This window comes from Enterobacter sp. MALB-1, from assembly GCF_041021625.1.
GTDB lineage: Bacteria > Pseudomonadota > Gammaproteobacteria > Enterobacterales > Enterobacteriaceae > Enterobacter > Enterobacter oligotrophicus.
The window spans coordinates 1,688,348-1,707,667 of sequence record NZ_JBDPJL010000001.1; the positions used below are offsets into that span (position 1 = coordinate 1,688,348).

Here is a 19,320-nt window from a genome sequence, read left to right on the forward strand (position 1 = left end):
CGTTTTGTTTTTACCTACACTTCAAAATCCATTTCATCCTCGGTGCGTAGCGGTATCAGCTGCACCTTCTGTACGCGATGACTCTCAACCTGTAACGTTTTAATCATATATTCCCCCACCTGAACTTCTTCGCCGGGTTCCGGAATGCGTTGCAGATACTCCATCAACAAACCGGCAATCGTGTGATACTCGCGTTTATCATCCAGGGGTAGCGGCACGTACTGCACCAGATCCTCAAGCGGCATATGACCATTCGCCGTCCAGGTGCCGTCAGCGTTCTTTTGAATGTCGTGGCGGGCATCAATCTCGTCCACTTCATTCGGCAGGTTACCGGCGATGGTTTCCATCACGTCGCTCAGCGTCACCAGCCCTTCAACGGAACCAAACTCATCCACCACAAAAGCGAAGTGCGTGCGCGCGTTGCGGAACTGCTCCAGCGCGGAGAGTAACGGCAGTGCCTCCGGGAACACCAGTGGCTGGCGCACCAGCGCGCGCAAATTAAGCGGCTCGCCGTGGAGTTGCTGTTGCAGCAGGTCGATCACGTGTACCACGCCCAGCAGTTCTTCCTCCTCTTCACCACCGGTTACGACGACGCGGGTGTGCTGGTTTTTATCCAGCAGGGTTCGAATTTGCGCCTCCGGCGCGGTCAGATCGATATGTTCGATGTCGTGTCGGGAGGTCATGATGCTGCTCACCGAGCGCTGGTTCAGATTGAGCACGCGCTCAATCATCCGCCGCTCCTGCGGGTTAAAGAGCGGATTGTCACTCTGGTCGGCAAGCATCGCAGAGGATTCGGCGTCCAGCTCGGCATCCTCTTTTTGTCCGCTCAGCAGACGCATTACCGTGTCGGCGGTGCGCTGACGAAGGGTCTGATTCGCGGAGAGGAAGCGGCGGCGGTTGAAAATCGCCAGTTGATTGAGCGCTTCAATCATCACCGAGAAGCCAATCGCGGCATACAGATAGCCTTTTGGAATGTGGAAGCCAAAACCATCTGCCACCAGGCTAAAGCCGATCATCAGCAGGAAGCTCAGACACAGGATAACGATGGTCGGGTGGCCGTTTACAAAGCGTGTCAGTGCCTTGCTCGCCATGACCATCAACGTGATGGCGATGATCACTGCGGCCATCATAACGGCCAGGTGGTCCACCATCCCGACAGCGGTGATGACCGAGTCCAGCGAAAAGACGGCATCCAGCACCACGATTTGCGCCACAACCGGCCAGAACTTCGCGCCCCGGCGCTGGGTAGGGTTTTCGCTGTCTTTCCCTTCAAGCCGCTCGTTCAGTTCGACCGTTGCTTTGAAGAGCAGGAACAATCCGCCAAAAAGCATAATCAGGTCGCGGGCGCTAAAGCTGAGGCCATGAACGGCGAACAGCGGTTTGGTGAGGGTGACCAGCCAGGAGATTGAGGCCAGCAGCAGCAAACGCATCACCATCGCCAGTAATAAGCCCGTGACGCGCGCGCGGTCGCGCTGTGAAGGGGGCAGCTTTTCGGCGAGGATGGCGATAAAGACCAGATTATCGATACCGAGCACTAATTCGATGACGACCAGCGTGACCAGTCCGGCCCAGATTGATGGATCGGCAATCCATTCCATAGTAATAGCAATACCTTCTGTTATATGACTAATGTCACACTTCGATCATGGATAAAGCTGGCGGAAATTGCAATGCCGGGCTGAGATTTCTCTTAATAGATCCTGAAAAAAAGAGAGCATACTTTTGACGGTGTAAATAAGGTTAAGAGAAGGATTTAAATATTAATGGCAATATTTAGGATATATCGCAGTAAGTGGTTTTAATACCCATTTTGTCAATATAAAGAAAATCCTAAAACTTTAAAAATTTGCTCTTAATATTATTCTTAAAAACCGCGGTTCGGATGGTTGTCTCCTTGCCTGCTATTAGGTTAGCTGCAACAATTCTTCCAGCATCAAATGTTAAATATCCTTGTTGCTATTTTTGTCTCGGTCTTTAGTGACGGTAATTCATTATCAGTCAGGTATAAGAACTGGCTGATATATTTTCCAGAAGACCTTATCCAAGAGGGTGTATATCCATAACACATTGTTTAGTCAGTGGATTGGTAACTGAAAGCCAAGGGCGGTAGCGTGCCTGAAAGCGTGTGAATCAGCCTCGATTATTCTGTCAATAGCCAATGGATGAATAAGCCTTTTTTTAGGACTGATGCCAGTTATATTTCTATTTGGTTAACTGCATCCTGAATGCTAAAACGACCCGCGCTTATTTAATTGCACAGGATAATTACTCTGCCAAAGTGATAAATAATCAATGATGAAATCCAAAATGAAATTGATGCCATTATTGGTGTCTGTGACCTTGATGAGTGGTTGCACGGTCTTTCCCGGCAGCAATATGTCAACAATGGGCAAGGATGTGATCAAACAACAGGATGCTGATTTCGATCTCGACAAAATGGTGAATGTGTATCCATTGACGCCGCGTCTGGTCGAACAATTACGCCCGCGTCCGAATGTTGCCCAGCCGAATATGTCGCTGGACCAGGAAATTGCCTCTTACCAGTACCGTGTGGGGCCTGGAGACGTTATCAACGTCACCGTCTGGGATCACCCTGAACTGACCACACCTGCGGGCCAGTACCGTAGCTCAAGCGACACCGGTAACTGGGTGCAGTCTGACGGAACCATGTTCTATCCGTACATTGGCAAAGTGCATGTTGCAGGCAAAACGCTTGCCGAGATCCGTAGTGATATTACCGGCCGCTTAGCGCAGTACATCGCTGACCCGCAGGTGGACGTTAATATCGCCGCATTCCGCTCACAGAAAGCCTATATCTCCGGCCAGGTGAACAAATCTGGTCAGCAGGCCATCACCAACGTACCGCTGACTGTTCTGGATGCCATCAACGCCGCCGGCGGTTTAACCGATGGTGCCGACTGGCGCAACGTCGTTCTGACCCACGAAGGCAGAGAGCAACGAATCTCGCTGCAGGCGCTGATGCAAAACGGCGATCTGACCCAGAACCGTCTGCTCTATCCGGGCGACATCCTGTATGTACCGCGCAACGACGATCTGAAAGTGTTCGTGATGGGTGAAGTGAAGAAACAGAGCACCCTCAAGATGGACTTCAGCGGCATGACGCTGACCGAAGCGCTGGGTAATGCGGAAGGCATCGATCTGACCTCCTCGAACGCCAGCGGTATCTTCGTGATCCGTCCGCTGAAAGGCGAAGGCGCGAAAGGCAAGATTGCCAACATCTACCAGCTGGATATGTCCGATGCAACGTCGCTGGTCATGGCAACGGAGTTCCGTCTCCAGCCATACGATGTGGTCTATGTTACTACCGCGCCGGTTGCCCGCTGGAACCGTCTGATCAACCAGTTGCTGCCAACCATCAGTGGCGTTCGCTACATGACGGATACGGCGCGCGACATTCATACCTGGTAATCCGCGATGTTTAACAAAATTCTGGTGGTATGCGTGGGGAACATTTGCCGTTCCCCGACGGCTGAACGGCTGCTGAAAAATTACCAGCCTGCGTTAACGGTTGACTCCGCAGGGCTTGGCGCGCTGGTGGGCAAAGGTGCCGACGAGCGCGCGTCAAGCGTTGCAATGGAGCACAACATCTCCCTTGACGGGCACACTGCCCGTCAGGTCTCCGGCCGGATGTGCCGGGAGTATGACCTGATCCTCGCGATGGAAAAACGCCACATTCACGCACTGTGCGATATCGCGCCGGAGATGCGCGGCAAGGTGATGCTGTTTGGTCACTGGGACAATGAACGCGAAATCCCCGATCCGTATCGCAAGAGCCGTGAGGCATTTGAGGCGGTTTACACCTTACTTGACCAGTCTGCCCGTCAGTGGGCGCAGGCACTGAAAGCTCAGCAGGGATAACAATGACAGAAAAAACAAGACCTTCTGCCGCCCCGACTTCGGGCAGTGATGAAATCGATATTGGTCGCCTGGTGGGCACCGTTGTAGAGGCGAAATGGTGGGTGCTGGGCATCACTGCCGTCTTTGCACTGGCGGCCGTGGTGTACACACTCTTTGCAACGCCAATCTACAGCGCCGATGCGCTGGTGCAGATTGAGCAGAACACCGGTAATTCACTGGTGCAGGATATCGGTTCGGCGTTGGCGAATAAGCCGCCCGCATCGGAAGCGGAAATTCAGCTGATCCAGTCTCGCCTGGTGCTGGGTAAAACCGTTCACGATCTGGGGCTTGATATCGCCGTCACCAAAAATACCTTCCCGATATTTGGTGCAGGCTGGGATCGCCTGATGGGGCGCAGCAACGATACCGTTAAGGTGACAGACTTTGTGCTGCCGAAAGGCGGGGCTGAGCAGACCTTCACCCTGACCGTTCTTGGCCCGAAACAGTATCAACTGACCAGCGACGCAGGCTTTAGTGCGCGCGGTGAGGTGGGGCAGATGCTGACGAAAGACGGTGTCAGCATGATGGTCAGCGCGATCCATGCCCAGGAAGGCGGTGAGTTTACGGTCACCAAATTCTCCACCCTGGGGATGATCAACAACCTGCAAAACAACCTGACCGTGACCGAAAATGGCAAGGACACCGGTGTCCTGAGCATGACTTTTACCGGTGAAGATAAGGACAAAATTCGCGACATTCTTAACAGTATCACCCGCAACTACCTTGAGCAGAACGTTGAGCGTAAGTCGGCGGAAGCGGCGAAAAGCCTGGCCTTCCTCGCCAGACAACTGCCGGAAGTGCGCTCGCGTCTGGATACCGCCGAGAACAAGCTGAATGCCTATCGTCAGGATAAAGATTCCGTCGACCTGCCGCTGGAGGCGAAATCGGTTCTCGACTCGATGGTCAACATTGACGCGCAACTGAACGAACTGACCTTTAAAGAAGCAGAGATCTCCAAGCTCTACACCAAACGCCACCCGGCCTACCGCACGCTGCTGGAAAAACGCCAGACGCTGGAGGAAGAGAAGGCGAGGCTGAACAACCGTGTGACCGCCATGCCGAAGACGCAGCAGGAAATTGTGCGTCTGACCCGCGATGTGGAATCTGGTCAGCAGGTTTATATGCAACTGCTGAATAAACAGCAGGAGCTGAAAATCACCGAAGCCAGCACCGTGGGCGATGTGCGTATCGTTGACCCGGCGATCACCCAGCCTGGTGTGCTGAAGCCGAAGAAAGCGCTGATTATTCTCGGCAGCATTATCCTCGGCCTGATGCTCTCCATCGTGGGTGTGCTGCTGCGCTCCCTGTTCAACCGCGGTATCGAAAGCCCGCAGGTACTGGAAGAGAACGGTATCAGCGTCTACGCCAGCATTCCGCTGTCGGAGTGGCAGAAATCGCGTGACAGCGTCAAAACGGTTAAAGGCGTTAAGCGTTACAAACAGAGCCAGCTGCTGGCCGTCGGCAACCCGACAGACCTCGCTATTGAAGCGGTGCGTAGCCTGCGCACCAGCCTTCACTTCGCCATGATGCAGGCCAAAAATAACGTCCTGATGATGACCGGTGTCAGCCCGTCAATTGGTAAGACCTTTGTCTGCGCCAACCTTGCGGCGGTCGTGAGCCAGACCAATAAACGCGTGCTGCTGATCGACTGTGATATGCGTAAGGGTTACACCCACGAGCTGCTGGGCACCAACAACGTCAATGGTCTCTCGGAAATCCTGCTTGGCAAAGGGGAGATCAGCGAAAGCGCGAAACCGACGTCGATCCCGAAATTTGACCTGATCCCACGCGGTCAGGTGCCGCCGAACCCGTCGGAACTGCTGATGAGCGAGCGTTTCACCCAGTTGATTGAGTGGGCGAGTAAGCATTACGACCTGGTGCTGATCGATACGCCACCTATCCTGGCCGTCACTGACGCCGCCGTGGTAGGTCGCCACGCGGGCACTACCCTGATGGTGGCGCGCTACGCGGTGAACACGCTGAAGGAAGTGGAAACCAGCCTGAGCCGCTTTGAGCAAAACGGGATCGAGGTGAAAGGGGTCATTCTGAACTCCATCTTCCGTCGCGCGACCGGCTATCAGGATTACGGCTATTACGAGTACGAATATAAGTCTGACAGTCAATAATCGTGAGCTTTGGGGAAGACCATGACCACACAACGCCCTTTGATTTCTATCTATATGCCGACATGGAATCGTCAGCAGCTGGCGATCCGCGCGATTAAATCGGTATTACGTCAGGATTACGATAACTGGGAGCTGATCATCGTTGATGACTGTTCCTCCTCTTTCGAGCAACTGCAAAAATTCGTCGACGATCTCAACGACCCGCGGGTGGTGTATACGCACAACGCGATTAACTCCGGCGCGTGCGCGGTGCGTAATCAGGCGATTATGCAGGCGAAAGGGCAGTACCTGACCGGGATCGACGACGATGACGAATGGACGCCAAATCGTCTGTCGACCTTCCTGTCGCACAAGCATCAACTGGTCACGCACGCTTTCCTGTATGCCAACGACTATGTCTGCCAGGGCGAAGTGTACTCGCAGCCGGCGAGCCTGCCGTTGTACCCAAAGTCACCGTACTCGCGCCGCCTGTTTTACAAGCGCAACATCATTGGTAATCAGGTCTTTACCTGGGCCTGGCGCTTTAAAGAGTGCCTGTTCGATACCGAACTGAAGGCGGCGCAAGATTACGACATTTTCCTGCGCATGGTGGTGGAATACGGCGAACCGTGGAAAGTGGAAGAAGCCACGCAGATCCTGCACATCAACCACGGGGAGATGCAAATCACCTCCTCGCCGAAGAAGTTTTCAGGCTATTTCCACTTTTACCGTAAGCACAAGGACAAGTTCGACCGTGCCAGCCGTAAATATCAGCTCTTTACCCTCTATCAGATCCGCAACAAGCGCATGAACTGGCGCACGCTGCTGACGCTCTTCTCCGTGCGTAACGGCAAGCGTCTGGCTGATGGACTTCGGGGGAAATAATGTTTCTGGAAGATTGCCGCGCAAACAGCTGGAGCCTGCGCCCGTGCTGCATGGTTCTGGCGTACCGCATTGCGCACTTTTGCTCGGTGTGGCGTAAGAAAAACGTCCTGAACAATCTCTGGGCGGCACCGGTTCTGGTGCTGTACCGCATCATTACCGAATGCTTTTTCGGCTATGAAATTCAGGCTGCTGCCACCATTGGCCGCCGCTTTACCATTCACCACGGTTATGCGGTTGTCATCAACAAGTTCGTTGTCGCGGGTGATGATTTCACCATTCGCCATGCGGTGACCATCGGCAACCGTGGGCCGGACAGCCTGGCCTGCCCGGTGATCGGTAATAACGTCGAGCTGGGCGCTAACGTGGTGATGATTGGTGACATTACTGTGGGTAATAACGTCACCATCGGCGCAGGTAGCGTGGTGCTGGACAGCATCCCGGATAACGCGCTGGTGGTCGGGGAAAAAGCCCGCGTGAAGGTGATCAAATGAACATTCTGCAATTTAATGTGCGCCTCGCAGAGGGCGGGGCGGCAGGTGTTGCGCTGGATCTGCACCAGCGCGCGCTGCAAAAAGGGCTGCAGTCGCGCTTTGTCTACGGCTACGGCAAAGGCGGCAAGAAAAGCGTCAGCCATGATAATTATCCGCAGGTGCTCAAGCAGACGCCGCGTCTGACGTCGGTGGCAAATATTGCCTTGTTCCGCCTGTTTAACCGCGATCTGTTCGGTAATCTCAATAACCTCTACCGTACCGTGACCCGCACGTCCGGCCCGGTGGTGCTGCATTTTCACGTTCTGCACAGCTACTGGCTGAACCTGGAAGAGGTGGTAGCCTTTTGCGAGAAGGTGCAGGCGCACAAGCCGGACACCCGTTTTGTCTGGACGCTGCACGACCACTGGAGCGTCACCGGACGCTGTGCGTTTACGGACGGTTGTGAAGGCTGGAAGACTAACTGTCAGAAATGCCCGACCCTCACTAATTATCCGCCGGTTAAAGTGGACCGCGCGCACCAGCTGGTAGCCGGTAAACGCCAGCTGTTCCGCGATATGCTTTCGCTCGGCTGTACCTTTATCTCTCCCAGCCAGCATGTGGCAGATGCGTTCAACAGCCTGTACGGGGCAGGGCGCTGCAAAATCATCAATAACGGTATCGACGTGGCGACAGAAGAGATTCTGGCGGAACTGACCCCTGTAGCAGAAACGGCAGGCAAGCCGAAAATCGCCATTGTTGCGCACGATCTGCGCTACGACGGCAAAACTAACCAGCAGCTGGTGCGCGACATCATGGCGCTGGGCGATAAGATTGAGCTGCACACCTTCGGCAAATTTTCCCCGTTCGATGGGGCGAACGTGGTGAATCACGGCTTTGAAACCGACAAGCGCAAGCTGATGAGTGCCCTCAACGGGATGGATGCGCTGGTGTTCAGCTCGCGCGTGGACAACTACCCGCTGATCCTGTGCGAGGCGCTCTCTATCGGCGTGCCGGTGATTGCCACCCACAGTGATGCGGCCCGCGAAGTGCTGGAAAAATCGGGCGGAAAAACGTTCGCGGAGCAGGAGGTGCTGCCGCTGGTGCAGTTACCGAAGGCTGAGATCGCGCAGGCCGTTTTTGGCACTGACCTGGAATCGTTCCGCAACCGCAGCCGCAAGGCCTACAGTGGACAACAGATGCTGGAGGAATATGTCTCGTTCTATCAGAATCTGTAGTTATCTGCTGCTGCCGCTGATCTACCTGCTGGTCAACGTCAAAATTGCCCAGCTCGGCGAAAGTTTCCCGATTACCATCGTCACCTTTTTGCCCGTATTGCTACTGCTGTATGTCGACAAAATCAATCTGAAGAAGCTGATGATTGCCTTAGGGCTGGGTTTCGGCCTGACGGCATTTAACTACATCTTTGGCCAGTCGCTTGATGCCAGCAAATACGTCACCTCGACCATGCTGTTTGTTTATATTGTTATCATTATTGGCATGGTCTGGAGTATTCGCTTTAAAACTATTTCTCCGCACAATTATAGGAAAATCCTTAGATTCTTTTATATTGTTGTCGGGCTCATCGTCATGCTTGCTGCGATGGAAATGGCGCAAATTATTTTGACCGGCGGCAGCAGCCTGATGGAAATAATTTCGAAGTATCTCATTTACAGTAACAGCTATGTACTGAACTTCATTAAGTTTGGTGGTAAGCGCACAACGGCGCTCTATTTTGAACCGGCATTTTTTGCTCTGGCATTAATCTCAATTTGGCTCAGCATCAAACAGTTCGGTATCAAAACGCCCAAGACAGATGCTATGATTCTTGCAGGGATCGTTCTGTCAGGATCGTTCTCAGGGGTAATGACATTTATTCTGTTTTACCTTCTGGAGTGGGCGTTCCAGTACCTGAACAAAGATGCGATTAAGAAAAAACTGCCGCTGGCGATTATCTCCCTGACGGTATTTTTAGTGGGTGTGATATTTGCCTTCCCGTACATCTCGGAACGTCTGGGCGATTTGGGAACGGAAGGTTCGTCGTCTTATTATCGTATCATTGGGCCACTGGTGATGGTGGGTTATTCCTTAACCCATATAGATGGCGTAGTAAGATTCGGCTCACTTTACGAATATGTTGCATCATTCGGAATCTTTAACGGTGCGGATGTCGGTAAAACCATAGACAATGGCCTGTATCTGTTAATTATCTATTTTTCGTGGTTCGCCGTACTGTTGACGCTGTGGTATTTGTTTAAAGTTTTCAAAATGATGATTAACGCGTTTGGTGACAACCAGAATTTTCGCGTTCAGCTTTATCTTTTTACACCAGTGTCGTTGTTCTTTACGGGGTCAATATTTAGCCCGGAATATGCTTTCTTGATTGTCTGTCCGTTTATTTTGCGCAAAGCGCTGAATATTACGCGCGTATGACGAAATGAGGTGATTTATGTTTCTTAGCGTCATTACTGTCGCCTTTCGTAACTACGAAGGGGTGGTAAAAACCTGGCGCTCGCTGCGCAACCTGGCGCGCGATCCAAGCCTCACCTTTGAGTGGATTGTGGTCGACGGCGGTTCGAACGATGGTACGGCGGAGTTCCTGGAAAAACTCAACGGTGAGTTCAACTTACGTTATATCAGCGAGAAAGATAAAGGCATCTATGATGCGATGAATAAAGGCATTGCAATGGCGCAGGGGCGGTATGCCATCTTCCTGAATTCCGGCGATGTGTTCCATGATGATGTGGCACAGTTTGCCCGCCAGCTGGTGCGTCAGAAAGAAGAAGCCATGTTTATCGGTGATGCATTGCTGGACTTTGGTGAAGGGAATAAAGTGCTGCGCAGCGCGAAACCGGGTTGGTATATTTACCACAGTTTGCCCGCCAGCCATCAGGCCATTTTCTTCCCGGTAAAAGGCCTGAAAAAACAACCATACGATTTGCAGTATAAAGTCTCTTCAGATTATGCGCTGGCCGCCAGCTTGTACAAGTCAGGTTATCCGTTCCGTCGAATTAAAGGGCTGGTGTCTGAATTTTCGATGGGTGGGGTGTCAACCTCTAATAATCTGGAATTATGTCAGGATGCAAAAAACGTGCAGCGTAAGATATTACGTGTGCCGGGCTTCTGGGCGGAATTATCTTATTTTCTGCGTCTGAAAACGACGGGTAAAGCAAAAGCCTTATATAACAAAGCCTGAAATATAAGGAAACGTAATGCAGGATTTAAACGGATTCTCCGTGCCGAAAGGTTTTCGGGGCGGGAACGGTATTAAAGTGCAGTTGTGGTGGGCGGTTCAGGCAACATTATTTGCCTGGTCGCCACAAATACTCTACCGCTGGCGCGCTTTTTTATTGCGTCTGTTTGGCGCAAAAATCGGAAAAAACGTAGTTATTCGTCCATCGGTCAAAATTACGTATCCCTGGAAATTAACGCTTGGGGATTACGCCTGGGTAGGGGATGACGCGGTGTTATATACCCTGGGCGATATTACGATTGGCGCAAATTCGGTGATTTCACAGAAATGTTATTTGTGTACCGGCAGCCATGATTTTATGAGCCCGCATTTTGATATTACCGCTTCGCCTGTTGTGATCGGTGAAAAATGCTGGCTGGCAACAGATGTGTTTGTTGCACCGGGTGTTTCTGTTGGCGATGGCACGGTAGTCGGTGCCCGCAGCAGCGTTTTTAAATCGCTACCGGCAAATAAGATTTGCCGTGGCAACCCCGCAGTGGTGATACGCGAACGCGTAGAAACTGAAAAACTTTGATAAGTACAGAGGAAATAAATATGTCTAAAGTCGCTCTCATCACCGGCGTTACCGGACAGGATGGTTCTTACCTGGCAGAATTGCTGCTGGAAAAAGGGTATGAAGTACACGGTATTAAGCGTCGTGCTTCGTCGTTCAACACTGAACGTGTGGACCATATTTACCAGGACCCGCATGCAGCAAACCCGAAATTCCACCTGCACTATGGCGACCTGACCGATACCTCCAACCTGACCCGCATCCTGCAGGAAGTGCAGCCGGATGAAGTCTACAACCTGGGTGCGATGAGCCACGTAGCGGTCTCCTTCGAATCTCCGGAATATACCGCTGACGTGGATGCCATGGGGACGCTGCGTCTGCTGGAAGCGATTCGTTTCCTCGGCCTTGAGAAGAAAACCCGTTTCTACCAGGCGTCTACCTCTGAGCTGTACGGCCTGGTGCAGGAAATCCCGCAGAAAGAGACCACGCCGTTCTATCCGCGCTCGCCGTATGCGGTAGCAAAATTGTACGCCTACTGGATCACCGTGAACTACCGTGAATCCTATGGCATGTACGCCTGTAACGGCATTCTGTTCAACCACGAATCCCCACGCCGCGGTGAAACCTTCGTCACCCGTAAAATCACCCGTGCGATCGCCAACATCGCGCAGGGTCTGGAGTCTTGCCTGCACCTCGGCAACATGGATTCCCTGCGTGACTGGGGCCATGCGAAAGACTACGTGAAAATGCAGTGGATGATGCTGCAGCAGGACAAACCAGAAGACTTCGTGATTGCAACCGGCGTGCAGTATTCCGTGCGTCAGTTCGTGGAAATGGCTGCTGCGCAGCTGGGCATCAAACTGCGCTTCGAAGGCACCGGTGTTGAAGAAAAAGGCATTGTGGTGTCCGTGACCGGCCACGATGCACCGGGCGTGAAGCCAGGCGACGTTATCGTTCAGGTTGACCCGCGTTACTTCCGTCCTGCGGAAGTGGAAACCCTGCTGGGCGATCCAACCAAAGCGCACGAGAAACTGGGCTGGAAACCGGAAACCACGCTGCAGGAGATGGTTTCTGAGATGGTGGCCAAAGATCTTGAAGCAGCGAAAAAACACTCCCTGCTTAAGTCTCATGGCTACGAGGTTGCCATCGCGCTGGAGTCTTAAGAATGACAAAACAACGTATTTTTGTCGCCGGTCATCGCGGAATGGTGGGTTCCGCGATTGTTCGCCAGCTTGAGCAGCGCGGCGACGTGGAGGTCATTGTCCGCACGCGCGACGAGCTGAACCTGCTCGACAGCGCAGCGGTACACGACTTCTTTGCCAACGAACGTATTGACCAGGTGTATCTGGCGGCGGCGAAAGTGGGCGGCATTGTCGCTAACAACACCTATCCGGCAGATTTCATCTACGAAAATATGATGATTGAGAGCAACATCATTCACGCGGCGCATCTGCACAACGTGAACAAGCTGCTGTTCCTCGGCTCATCCTGTATCTACCCGAAAATGGCGAAGCAGCCAATCGCGGAGAGCGAACTGCTTCAGGGCACGCTGGAAGCGACCAACGAACCCTACGCGATTGCCAAGATTGCCGGGATCAAGCTGTGCGAATCCTACAACCGTCAGTATAACCGCGACTATCGCTCGGTGATGCCGACCAACCTGTACGGGCCGCACGACAACTTCCATCCGAGCAACTCGCACGTGATCCCGGCGCTGCTGCGTCGTTTTCATGAAGCGGCTGTGGAAAACGCGCCGGATGTGGTGGTGTGGGGGAGCGGCACGCCAATGCGCGAGTTCCTGCACGTGGACGACATGGCAGCCGCCAGCATTCACGTGATGGAGCTGGATCGCGAAGTGTGGCAGGAAAACACCGAGCCGATGCTGTCGCACATTAACGTTGGCACCGGCGTGGATTGCACCATTCGCGAGCTGGCGCAAACCATCGCGCAGGTGGTGGGCTACAAAGGCCGCGTGGTGTTTGACGCCACCAAGCCGGACGGCACGCCGCGCAAACTGCTGGACGTGACGCGTCTGCACCAGTTGGGCTGGTATCACGAGGTGTCACTGGAACAGGGGCTGGCCAGCACCTGGCAGTGGTTCCTCGAAAACCAGCACCGTTTCCGGGGGTAACGATGTTTTTAAGTCAGGAAGATTTTGCCACGGTAGTGCGTTCCACTCCGCTTATCTCAATTGATCTGATTGTGGAGAACGAACGCGGCGAGTTCTTGCTGGGGAAACGAACCAACCGTCCTGCACAGGGCTTCTGGTTCGTACCCGGCGGGCGCGTGCAGAAGGATGAGACGCTCACCGATGCTTTTGAGCGTCTCACTCTGGCGGAACTGGGCCTGCAACTGCCGATGGCAGCGGGCCAGTTTTACGGGGTCTGGCAGCACTTCTATGACGATAACTTTTCGGGCACCGGGTTCTCCACGCACTACATCGTGCTGGGGTTCCGCCTGAAGGTGAGTGAGGCAGACCTGCGTCTGCCTGATTCTCAGCATGACGACTACCGCTGGCAGAGGCCAGGGGCGTTGCTGGCCAGCGACAATGTGCACGACAACAGCCGTGCCTATTTCCTGGCCGATCGTCAGTCCGGAGTGCCGGGCTTATGAAAATTTTGGTGTATGGAATCAACTACTCGCCGGAGCTAACCGGTATCGGGAAATACACCGGCGAAATGGTCGAGTGGATGGCGAGCCAGGGACATGACGTGCGGGTCATTACCGCGCCGCCATACTATCCGGAGTGGAAGGTGGGCGAGCGCTACTCAAGCTGGCGCTACCGCCGTGAAGAGGGGGCCGCGACCGTATGGCGTTGCCCGCTCTACGTGCCGAAGCAGCCTTCGACGCTGAAACGTTTAATTCATCTGGGCAGCTTTGCCCTGAGCAGTTTTTTCCCGCTGATGGCGCAGCGTCGCTGGAAGCCGGATCGCATTATCGGCGTGGTGCCGACGCTGTTTTGCACGCCAGGCATGCGCCTGCTGGGCAAACTCTCCGGCGCGCGCACCCTGCTGCACATTCAGGATTATGAAGTGGATGCCATGCTCGGCCTGGGAATGGCAGGTAAAAGCAAAGGCGGCAAGGTGGCGAAGCTCGCCAGCGCTTTTGAGCGCAGCGGCCTGCATAACGTCGATTACGTTTCGACCATTTCGCGCTCGATGATGAACAAAGCCCAGGAGAAGGGCGTGGCGGCGGAGAAAGTGATCTTCTTCCCGAACTGGTCCGAAGTGGCGCGTTTTCGCGACGTGACGGACAGCGACGCGCAGGCGCTACGTGCTCAGCTCGGTTTGCCTGACGACCAAAAAATCATTCTTTACTCAGGCAACATCGGCGAAAAGCAGGGGCTGGAGAGCGTCATTGAAGCGGCACAACAGCTTAGCAAACATTCATGGATGTTTGTGATTGTCGGGCAGGGCGGCGGGAAAGCGCGGCTGGAGAAAATGGCAAGCGAACGCGGCCTGACCAACGTGAAATTCTTCCCGCTTCAGTCTTACGAGGCTTTGCCTGCGCTGCTGAAGATGGGCGACTGTCATCTGGTGGTGCAAAAGCGCGGCGCGGCGGATGCGGTGCTGCCATCGAAGCTCACCAACATTCTGGCAGTGGGCGGCAACGCGGTGATCACCGCCGAGCCTGAAACGGAATTAGGCCAGCTGTGCGACAGCTATCCCGGTATTGCCGTTTGCGTGGAACCGGAATCGGTTTCCGCACTGGTGACCGGCATTGAACAGGCACTTGCCATGCCAAAAGTGAACACGGTGGCACGTGAATATGCCGAACGCACGCTCGAAAAAGAGAACGTGCTGAGCCAATTTATTGCAGATATACGGGGATAAATCATGAGTCAAACCACTTTGTATCCGGTTGTGATGGCAGGTGGCTCTGGTAGCCGGTTGTGGCCGCTGTCCCGCGTGCTCTATCCAAAACAGTTCCTCTGCCTGAAAGGGGACCTCACCATGCTGCAAACGACGGTCAACCGTCTGCACGGCGTGGAGTGTGAAAGCCCGGTGGTGATTTGTAACGAACAGCACCGTTTTATCGTTGCCGAGCAGCTGCGCCAGCTGAACAAACTCACAGAAAATATCATTCTGGAGCCTGCCGGACGTAACACCGCCCCCGCGATTGCCCTTGCGGCGCTGGCGGCAAAACGCAGCAGCCCGGATTGCGACCCGCTGATGCTGGTGCTGGCGGCAGACCACGTGATTCAGCAGGAAGAGGCCTTCCGTGACGCGGTGCGCGCGGCGATCCCTTACGCTGAAAGCGGCAAGCTGGTGACTTTCGGCATCGTGCCGGACCTGCCGGAAACCGGCTACGGCTATATTCGTCGTGGTCCGGTGACGCCGGGTGAAGGCGACAGCGTGGCGTTTGACGTGGCGCAGTTTGTTGAAAAACCGAATCTTGAAACCGCACAGGCCTACGTCGCCAGCGGTGAATATTACTGGAACAGCGGGATGTTCCTGTTCCGCGCCGGGCGCTATCTGGAAGAGTTACAGAAATATCGTCCGGATATCTTAAGCGCCTGCGAAAAAGCGATGGATGTGACTGATCCGGATCTCGACTTTATCCGTGTCGATGAACAGGCGTTTCTGGCCTGCCCGGAAGAGTCCATTGACTACGCGGTGATGGAGCGCACTGCTGATGCTGTGGTCGTGCCGATGGATGCAGGCTGGAGCGACGTGGGCTCCTGGTCATCTCTGTGGGAGATCAGCGCGCATACCCCGGAGGGTAACGTCCACCATGGGGATGTGATCAGCCACAAAACGGAAAACAGTTACGTCTACGCTGAATCCGGCCTGGTCACCACGGTGGGCGTGAAGGATCTGGTGGTTGTACAAACCAAAGACGCCGTGCTGATTGCCGACCGTAACGCCGTACAGGACGTGAAAAAAGTCGTTGAGCAAATCAAAGCCGATGGCCGTCACGAGCACCATATCCACCGCGAAGTGTACCGTCCGTGGGGCAAATATGACTCTATCGACGCAGGCGAGCGTTACCAGGTGAAACGCATCACCGTGAAGCCGGGCGAAGGGCTGTCGGTACAGATGCATCATCACCGTGCTGAACACTGGGTGGTGGTGGCGGGAACCGCCAAAGTGACCATCGACGGTGAGGTCAAACTGCTGGGTGAGAACGAGTCTGTCTATATTCCGCTGGGGGCGACGCACTGCCTGGAAAACCCAGGAAAAATTCCTCTCGACTTAATTGAAGTGCGCTCCGGTTCGTACCTGGAAGAGGACGATATTGTCCGTTTCCAGGACCGATACGGGCGAGTGTAGCGCTCACGCATCTTGCCCGGTGGCGCTGTGCTTACCGGGCCTACGAATGACAAAAATAAATCAGGCCATTACATGGTCAGGGCCAACTGTTGCCTGAAAAAGGGGTCATCATGGAAAAATTAACCTGTTTCAAAGCCTACGATATTCGCGGCAAGCTGGGCGAAGAGCTGAATGAAGACATTGCGTGGCGTATTGGCCGCGCGTACGGCGAATATTTAAAACCTAAGACTATCGTACTGGGCGGCGACGTGCGCCTGACCAGTGAGTCCCTGAAGCTGGCGCTGGCGAAAGGGCTGCAGGACGCGGGCGTGGACGTGCTGGACATCGGCCTTTCCGGTACCGAGGAGATCTATTTCGCGACGTTCCACCTCGGCGTGGACGGCGGTATCGAAGTGACCGCCAGCCATAATCCGATGGACTACAACGGCATGAAGCTGGTGCGTAAGGGCGCGCGTCCGATCAGCGGTGACACCGGCCTGCGCGACGTGCAGCGTCTGGCGGAGGCCAATGATTTCCCGCCAGTGAACGACGCAAAACGCGGCAGCTATAAGCAGATCGACCTGCGCAGTGCGTATATCGGCCACCTGCTGGGCTACATCAACGTGGCGAACCTTAAGCCGCTGAAGCTGGTGATTAACTCCGGTAACGGTGCCGCCGGCCCGGTGGTGGATGCGCTGGAAGCGCGTTTTAAGGCGCTGAACGTGCCGGTTTCCTTCATCAAAGTCCATAACACGCCAGACGGTAACTTCCCGAACGGCATTCCTAACCCGCTGCTGCCGGAGTGCCGCGACGACACTCGTAACGCGGTAATCGAACACGGTGCGGATATGGGCATCGCCTTTGACGGCGATTTTGACCGCTGCTTCCTGTTCGACGAGAACGGCCAGTTCATCGAAGGCTACTACATTGTCGGCCTGCTGGCGGAAGCGTTCCTTGAGAAAAACCCAGGGGCAAAAATCATCCACGATCCGCGCCTCTCCTGGAACACCGTTGACGTGGTGAGTGCGGCTGGCGGTCAGCCGGTGATGTCGAAAACCGGTCACGCCTTTATCAAAGAACGTATGCGTGAAGAAGATGCGATATACGGCGGCGAGATGAGCGCCCACCACTACTTCCGTGACTTTGCCTATTGCGACAGCGGGATGATCCCGTGGCTGCTGGTGACCGAGCTGCTGTGCCTGAAAGGGCAGACCCTCGGCGAACTGGTGCGCGACCGCATGGCGGCGTTCCCGGCGAGCGGCGAAATCAACAGCAAGCTGGCGGCACCTGCCGAGGCTATCGCCCGCGTGGAGCAGCACTTTGCCCTCCACGCGCTGGAGATTGACCGTACCGACGGCATCAGCATGGCGTTCCCGCAGTGGCGCTTCAATTTACGTTCCTCTAATACTGAGCCGGTGGTGCGCCTGAACGTGGAATCCCGTGCCGACGCGGCGCTGATGGAAGCGCGAACGAAAGACATTCTGGCGCTGTTGAATCAGTAAATCTTGCCCCCCTCCCGTTGGGAGGGGGGAACCGAAAACAGGAACAACGATGACGAATCTAAAAAAGCGCGAGCGAGCGAGAACGAATGCATCGTTAATCTCTATGGTGCAGCGTTTTTCTGATATCACCATCATGGTCGGCGGATTGTGGGCGGTGTGTCGGATCAGCGGGCAATCATTCTTGTACATGCATCTGCTGATGGCGTTGATAGCGTTGGTGGTGTTTCAGATGATCGGCGGGATGACGGATTTTTACCGCTCATGGCGCGGCGTAAAAATCACCACCGAGCTGATGCTTCTCCTGCAAAACTGGACCTTAAGCCTGATTTTCAGCGCCGGGCTGGTGGCGTTTAGCCATGATTTTGATAACCGCCTCGTGACTTACCTGTGCTGGTATCTGTTGACCAGTGTCGGCATGGTGGTGTGTCGCTCCCTGATTCGCTTTGGTGCTGGGTGGCTGCGTAATCGCGGTTATAACCGCCGCTTCGTCGCCGTGGCAGGTGATTTGCCGGTCGGGCAGGTGTTGCTCGACAGCTTCCGTAAAGAGCCGTGGCTGGGTTTTGAAGTGGTGGGTATCTACCACGATGCGAAGCCAGGCGGCGTGCCTTCAGACTGGGCGGGTAACTACGAGCAGTTGATTGACGACGCGAAAGCCGGAAAAATTCACAACGTCTATATCGCCATGCAGATGAAGGATGAATCCCGCATCAAAAAACTGATGCGCGAACTGGCGGACACCACCTGCTCGGTGATCCTCATTCCGGATGTCTTTACCTTTAATATTCTTCATTCACGTATTGAAGAAGTGAACGGTGTCCCCGTTGTGCCGCTGTATGACACGCCGTTGTCGGGTATCAACCGCCTGCTGAAACGCGGCGAAGATATTGTGCTCTCCTCTCTGATCCTGCTGCTGATCTCCCCGGTGCTGTGCTGCATTGCACTGGCGGTGAAAATCAGCTCTCCCGGCCCGGTTATCTTCCGCCAGACCCGCTACGGCATGGATGGCAAGCCGATTATGGTGTGGAAATTCCGCTCCATGAAGGTAATGGAAAACGACAAGGTGGTGACTCAGGCGACGCAGAACGATCCGCGCGTGACCCGTGTGGGCAACTTCCTGCGCCGTACTTCGCTCGATGAACTGCCGCAGTTCATTAACGTGTTCACCGGTGGGATGTCGATTGTCGGGCCACGTCCACACGCCGTCGCGCATAACGAGCAGTATCGCTCGCTGATTGAAGGCTACATGTTGCGCCATAAAGTGAAGCCTGGGATTACCGGCTGGGCGCAGATTAACGGCTGGCGCGGCGAGACCGACACGCTGGAAAAAATGGAAAAACGTATTGAGTTCGACCTGGAGTACATCCGCGAGTGGAGCCTCTGGTTCGATATCAAGATTGTTTTTCTGACCATTTTCAAAGGCTTCGTGAACAAAGCGGCGTACTAAG

General features: G+C 54.4%; 17 protein-coding genes. 16 read left to right on the plus strand and 1 reads right to left on the minus strand.

Features of this window, described 5'->3' with window-relative positions; genetic code table 11:
- Positions 1 to 14: 14 nt before the first annotated feature.
- Positions 15 to 1,598 carry a TerC family protein gene (locus tag ABGB15_RS08010; RefSeq protein WP_215722325.1) on the minus strand — a complete coding sequence of 528 codons (1,584 nt, stop codon included), beginning with the start codon at positions 1,596 to 1,598 and terminating at the stop codon, positions 15 to 17.
- 694 nt (positions 1,599 to 2,292) lie between these two features.
- Between ABGB15_RS08010 and ABGB15_RS08015 the strand changes: the two genes are divergently transcribed.
- From ABGB15_RS08015 to wcaJ, 16 genes are all read left to right on the plus strand, one after another.
- A complete protein-coding gene (locus ABGB15_RS08015) occupies positions 2,293 to 3,429 on the plus strand; it encodes a polysaccharide export protein (protein WP_152081565.1) in 1,137 nt (378 codons plus the stop codon).
- Between the two features lie 6 nt (positions 3,430 to 3,435).
- Positions 3,436 to 3,879, plus strand: coding sequence for a low molecular weight protein-tyrosine-phosphatase Wzb (gene wzb / locus ABGB15_RS08020; protein ID WP_152081564.1), 444 nt, complete (start codon positions 3,436 to 3,438; stop codon positions 3,877 to 3,879).
- A 2-nt stretch (positions 3,880 to 3,881) separates the two neighbouring features.
- On the plus strand, positions 3,882 to 6,044 hold the full coding sequence (gene wzc / locus ABGB15_RS08025) for a tyrosine-protein kinase Wzc (protein ID WP_152081563.1): 2,163 nt from the start codon (positions 3,882 to 3,884) through the stop codon (positions 6,042 to 6,044).
- Positions 6,045 to 6,065: 21 nt separating this feature from the next.
- Positions 6,066 to 6,908, plus strand: coding sequence for a colanic acid biosynthesis glycosyltransferase WcaA (wcaA, locus tag ABGB15_RS08030; RefSeq protein WP_152081562.1), 843 nt, complete (start codon positions 6,066 to 6,068; stop codon positions 6,906 to 6,908).
- Entirely contained in the window at positions 6,908 to 7,399 is a 492-nt protein-coding gene (gene wcaB, locus ABGB15_RS08035) for a colanic acid biosynthesis acetyltransferase WcaB (protein ID WP_152081561.1), read from the plus strand. The genes wcaA and wcaB overlap by 1 nt, the downstream gene beginning before the upstream one ends.
- A complete protein-coding gene (gene wcaC, locus ABGB15_RS08040) occupies positions 7,396 to 8,613 on the plus strand; it encodes a colanic acid biosynthesis glycosyltransferase WcaC (RefSeq protein ID WP_152081560.1) in 1,218 nt (405 codons plus the stop codon). Before wcaB ends, wcaC begins: the two co-directional genes overlap by 4 nt.
- Positions 8,588 to 9,808 carry a colanic acid polymerase WcaD gene (gene wcaD, locus ABGB15_RS08045; RefSeq protein WP_152081559.1) on the plus strand — a complete coding sequence of 407 codons (1,221 nt, stop codon included), beginning with the start codon at positions 8,588 to 8,590 and terminating at the stop codon, positions 9,806 to 9,808. Before wcaC ends, wcaD begins: the two co-directional genes overlap by 26 nt.
- A gap of 16 nt (positions 9,809 to 9,824) precedes the next feature.
- Positions 9,825 to 10,571 carry a colanic acid biosynthesis glycosyltransferase WcaE gene (wcaE, locus tag ABGB15_RS08050; protein ID WP_152081558.1) on the plus strand — a complete coding sequence of 249 codons (747 nt, stop codon included), beginning with the start codon at positions 9,825 to 9,827 and terminating at the stop codon, positions 10,569 to 10,571.
- A 16-nt stretch (positions 10,572 to 10,587) separates the two neighbouring features.
- Positions 10,588 to 11,142 (plus strand): colanic acid biosynthesis acetyltransferase WcaF, encoded by a 555-nt coding sequence (wcaF, locus tag ABGB15_RS08055; protein WP_215722324.1) that lies wholly within the window; start codon positions 10,588 to 10,590, stop codon positions 11,140 to 11,142.
- A gap of 20 nt (positions 11,143 to 11,162) precedes the next feature.
- Entirely contained in the window at positions 11,163 to 12,284 is a 1,122-nt protein-coding gene (gmd, locus tag ABGB15_RS08060; protein WP_025758730.1) for a GDP-mannose 4,6-dehydratase, read from the plus strand.
- A gap of 2 nt (positions 12,285 to 12,286) precedes the next feature.
- Positions 12,287 to 13,252, plus strand: a complete 966-nt coding sequence (locus ABGB15_RS08065; protein ID WP_215722323.1) for a GDP-L-fucose synthase — start codon at positions 12,287 to 12,289, stop codon at positions 13,250 to 13,252.
- A 2-nt stretch (positions 13,253 to 13,254) separates the two neighbouring features.
- On the plus strand, positions 13,255 to 13,734 hold the full coding sequence (locus ABGB15_RS08070; RefSeq protein WP_215722322.1) for a GDP-mannose mannosyl hydrolase: 480 nt from the start codon (positions 13,255 to 13,257) through the stop codon (positions 13,732 to 13,734).
- Positions 13,731 to 14,954, plus strand: coding sequence for a colanic acid biosynthesis fucosyltransferase WcaI (gene wcaI, locus ABGB15_RS08075; protein WP_152081555.1), 1,224 nt, complete (start codon positions 13,731 to 13,733; stop codon positions 14,952 to 14,954). The genes ABGB15_RS08070 and wcaI overlap by 4 nt, the downstream gene beginning before the upstream one ends.
- Positions 14,955 to 14,957: 3 nt before the next feature.
- Positions 14,958 to 16,394, plus strand: coding sequence for a mannose-1-phosphate guanyltransferase (gene cpsB / locus ABGB15_RS08080; RefSeq protein ID WP_152081554.1), 1,437 nt, complete (start codon positions 14,958 to 14,960; stop codon positions 16,392 to 16,394).
- A gap of 110 nt (positions 16,395 to 16,504) precedes the next feature.
- Entirely contained in the window at positions 16,505 to 17,875 is a 1,371-nt protein-coding gene (gene cpsG, locus ABGB15_RS08085) for a colanic acid biosynthesis phosphomannomutase CpsG (RefSeq protein WP_369064157.1), read from the plus strand.
- A gap of 49 nt (positions 17,876 to 17,924) precedes the next feature.
- Positions 17,925 to 19,319 (plus strand): undecaprenyl-phosphate glucose phosphotransferase, encoded by a 1,395-nt coding sequence (wcaJ, locus tag ABGB15_RS08090; RefSeq protein ID WP_152081552.1) that lies wholly within the window; start codon positions 17,925 to 17,927, stop codon positions 19,317 to 19,319.
- Position 19,320: the final 1 nt, after the last annotated feature.

Bases quoted from the DNA above. Each gene is read 5' to 3' on its own strand.
- wcaB (WP_152081561.1), top strand. From the start codon at position 6,908: ATGTTTCTGGAAGATTGCCGCGCAAACAGCTGGAGCCTGCGCCCGTGC.
- wcaF (WP_215722324.1), top strand. From the start codon at position 10,588: ATGCAGGATTTAAACGGATTCTCCGTGCCGAAAGGTTTTCGGGGCGGG.
- cpsG (WP_369064157.1), top strand. From the start codon at position 16,505: ATGGAAAAATTAACCTGTTTCAAAGCCTACGATATTCGCGGCAAGCTG.
- gmd (WP_025758730.1), top strand. From the start codon at position 11,163: ATGTCTAAAGTCGCTCTCATCACCGGCGTTACCGGACAGGATGGTTCT.
- ABGB15_RS08070 (WP_215722322.1), top strand. From the start codon at position 13,255: ATGTTTTTAAGTCAGGAAGATTTTGCCACGGTAGTGCGTTCCACTCCG.
- ABGB15_RS08065 (WP_215722323.1), top strand. From the start codon at position 12,287: ATGACAAAACAACGTATTTTTGTCGCCGGTCATCGCGGAATGGTGGGT.
- wcaI (WP_152081555.1), top strand. From the start codon at position 13,731: ATGAAAATTTTGGTGTATGGAATCAACTACTCGCCGGAGCTAACCGGT.
- wcaJ (WP_152081552.1), top strand. From the start codon at position 17,925: ATGACGAATCTAAAAAAGCGCGAGCGAGCGAGAACGAATGCATCGTTA.
- wcaD (WP_152081559.1), top strand. From the start codon at position 8,588: ATGTCTCGTTCTATCAGAATCTGTAGTTATCTGCTGCTGCCGCTGATC.
- wzc (WP_152081563.1), top strand. From the start codon at position 3,882: ATGACAGAAAAAACAAGACCTTCTGCCGCCCCGACTTCGGGCAGTGAT.
- wcaA (WP_152081562.1), top strand. From the start codon at position 6,066: ATGACCACACAACGCCCTTTGATTTCTATCTATATGCCGACATGGAAT.
- wcaC (WP_152081560.1), top strand. From the start codon at position 7,396: ATGAACATTCTGCAATTTAATGTGCGCCTCGCAGAGGGCGGGGCGGCA.
- ABGB15_RS08010 (WP_215722325.1), bottom strand. From the start codon at position 1,598: ATGGAATGGATTGCCGATCCATCAATCTGGGCCGGACTGGTCACGCTG.
- ABGB15_RS08015 (WP_152081565.1), top strand. From the start codon at position 2,293: ATGATGAAATCCAAAATGAAATTGATGCCATTATTGGTGTCTGTGACC.
- wzb (WP_152081564.1), top strand. From the start codon at position 3,436: ATGTTTAACAAAATTCTGGTGGTATGCGTGGGGAACATTTGCCGTTCC.
- cpsB (WP_152081554.1), top strand. From the start codon at position 14,958: ATGAGTCAAACCACTTTGTATCCGGTTGTGATGGCAGGTGGCTCTGGT.
- wcaE (WP_152081558.1), top strand. From the start codon at position 9,825: ATGTTTCTTAGCGTCATTACTGTCGCCTTTCGTAACTACGAAGGGGTG.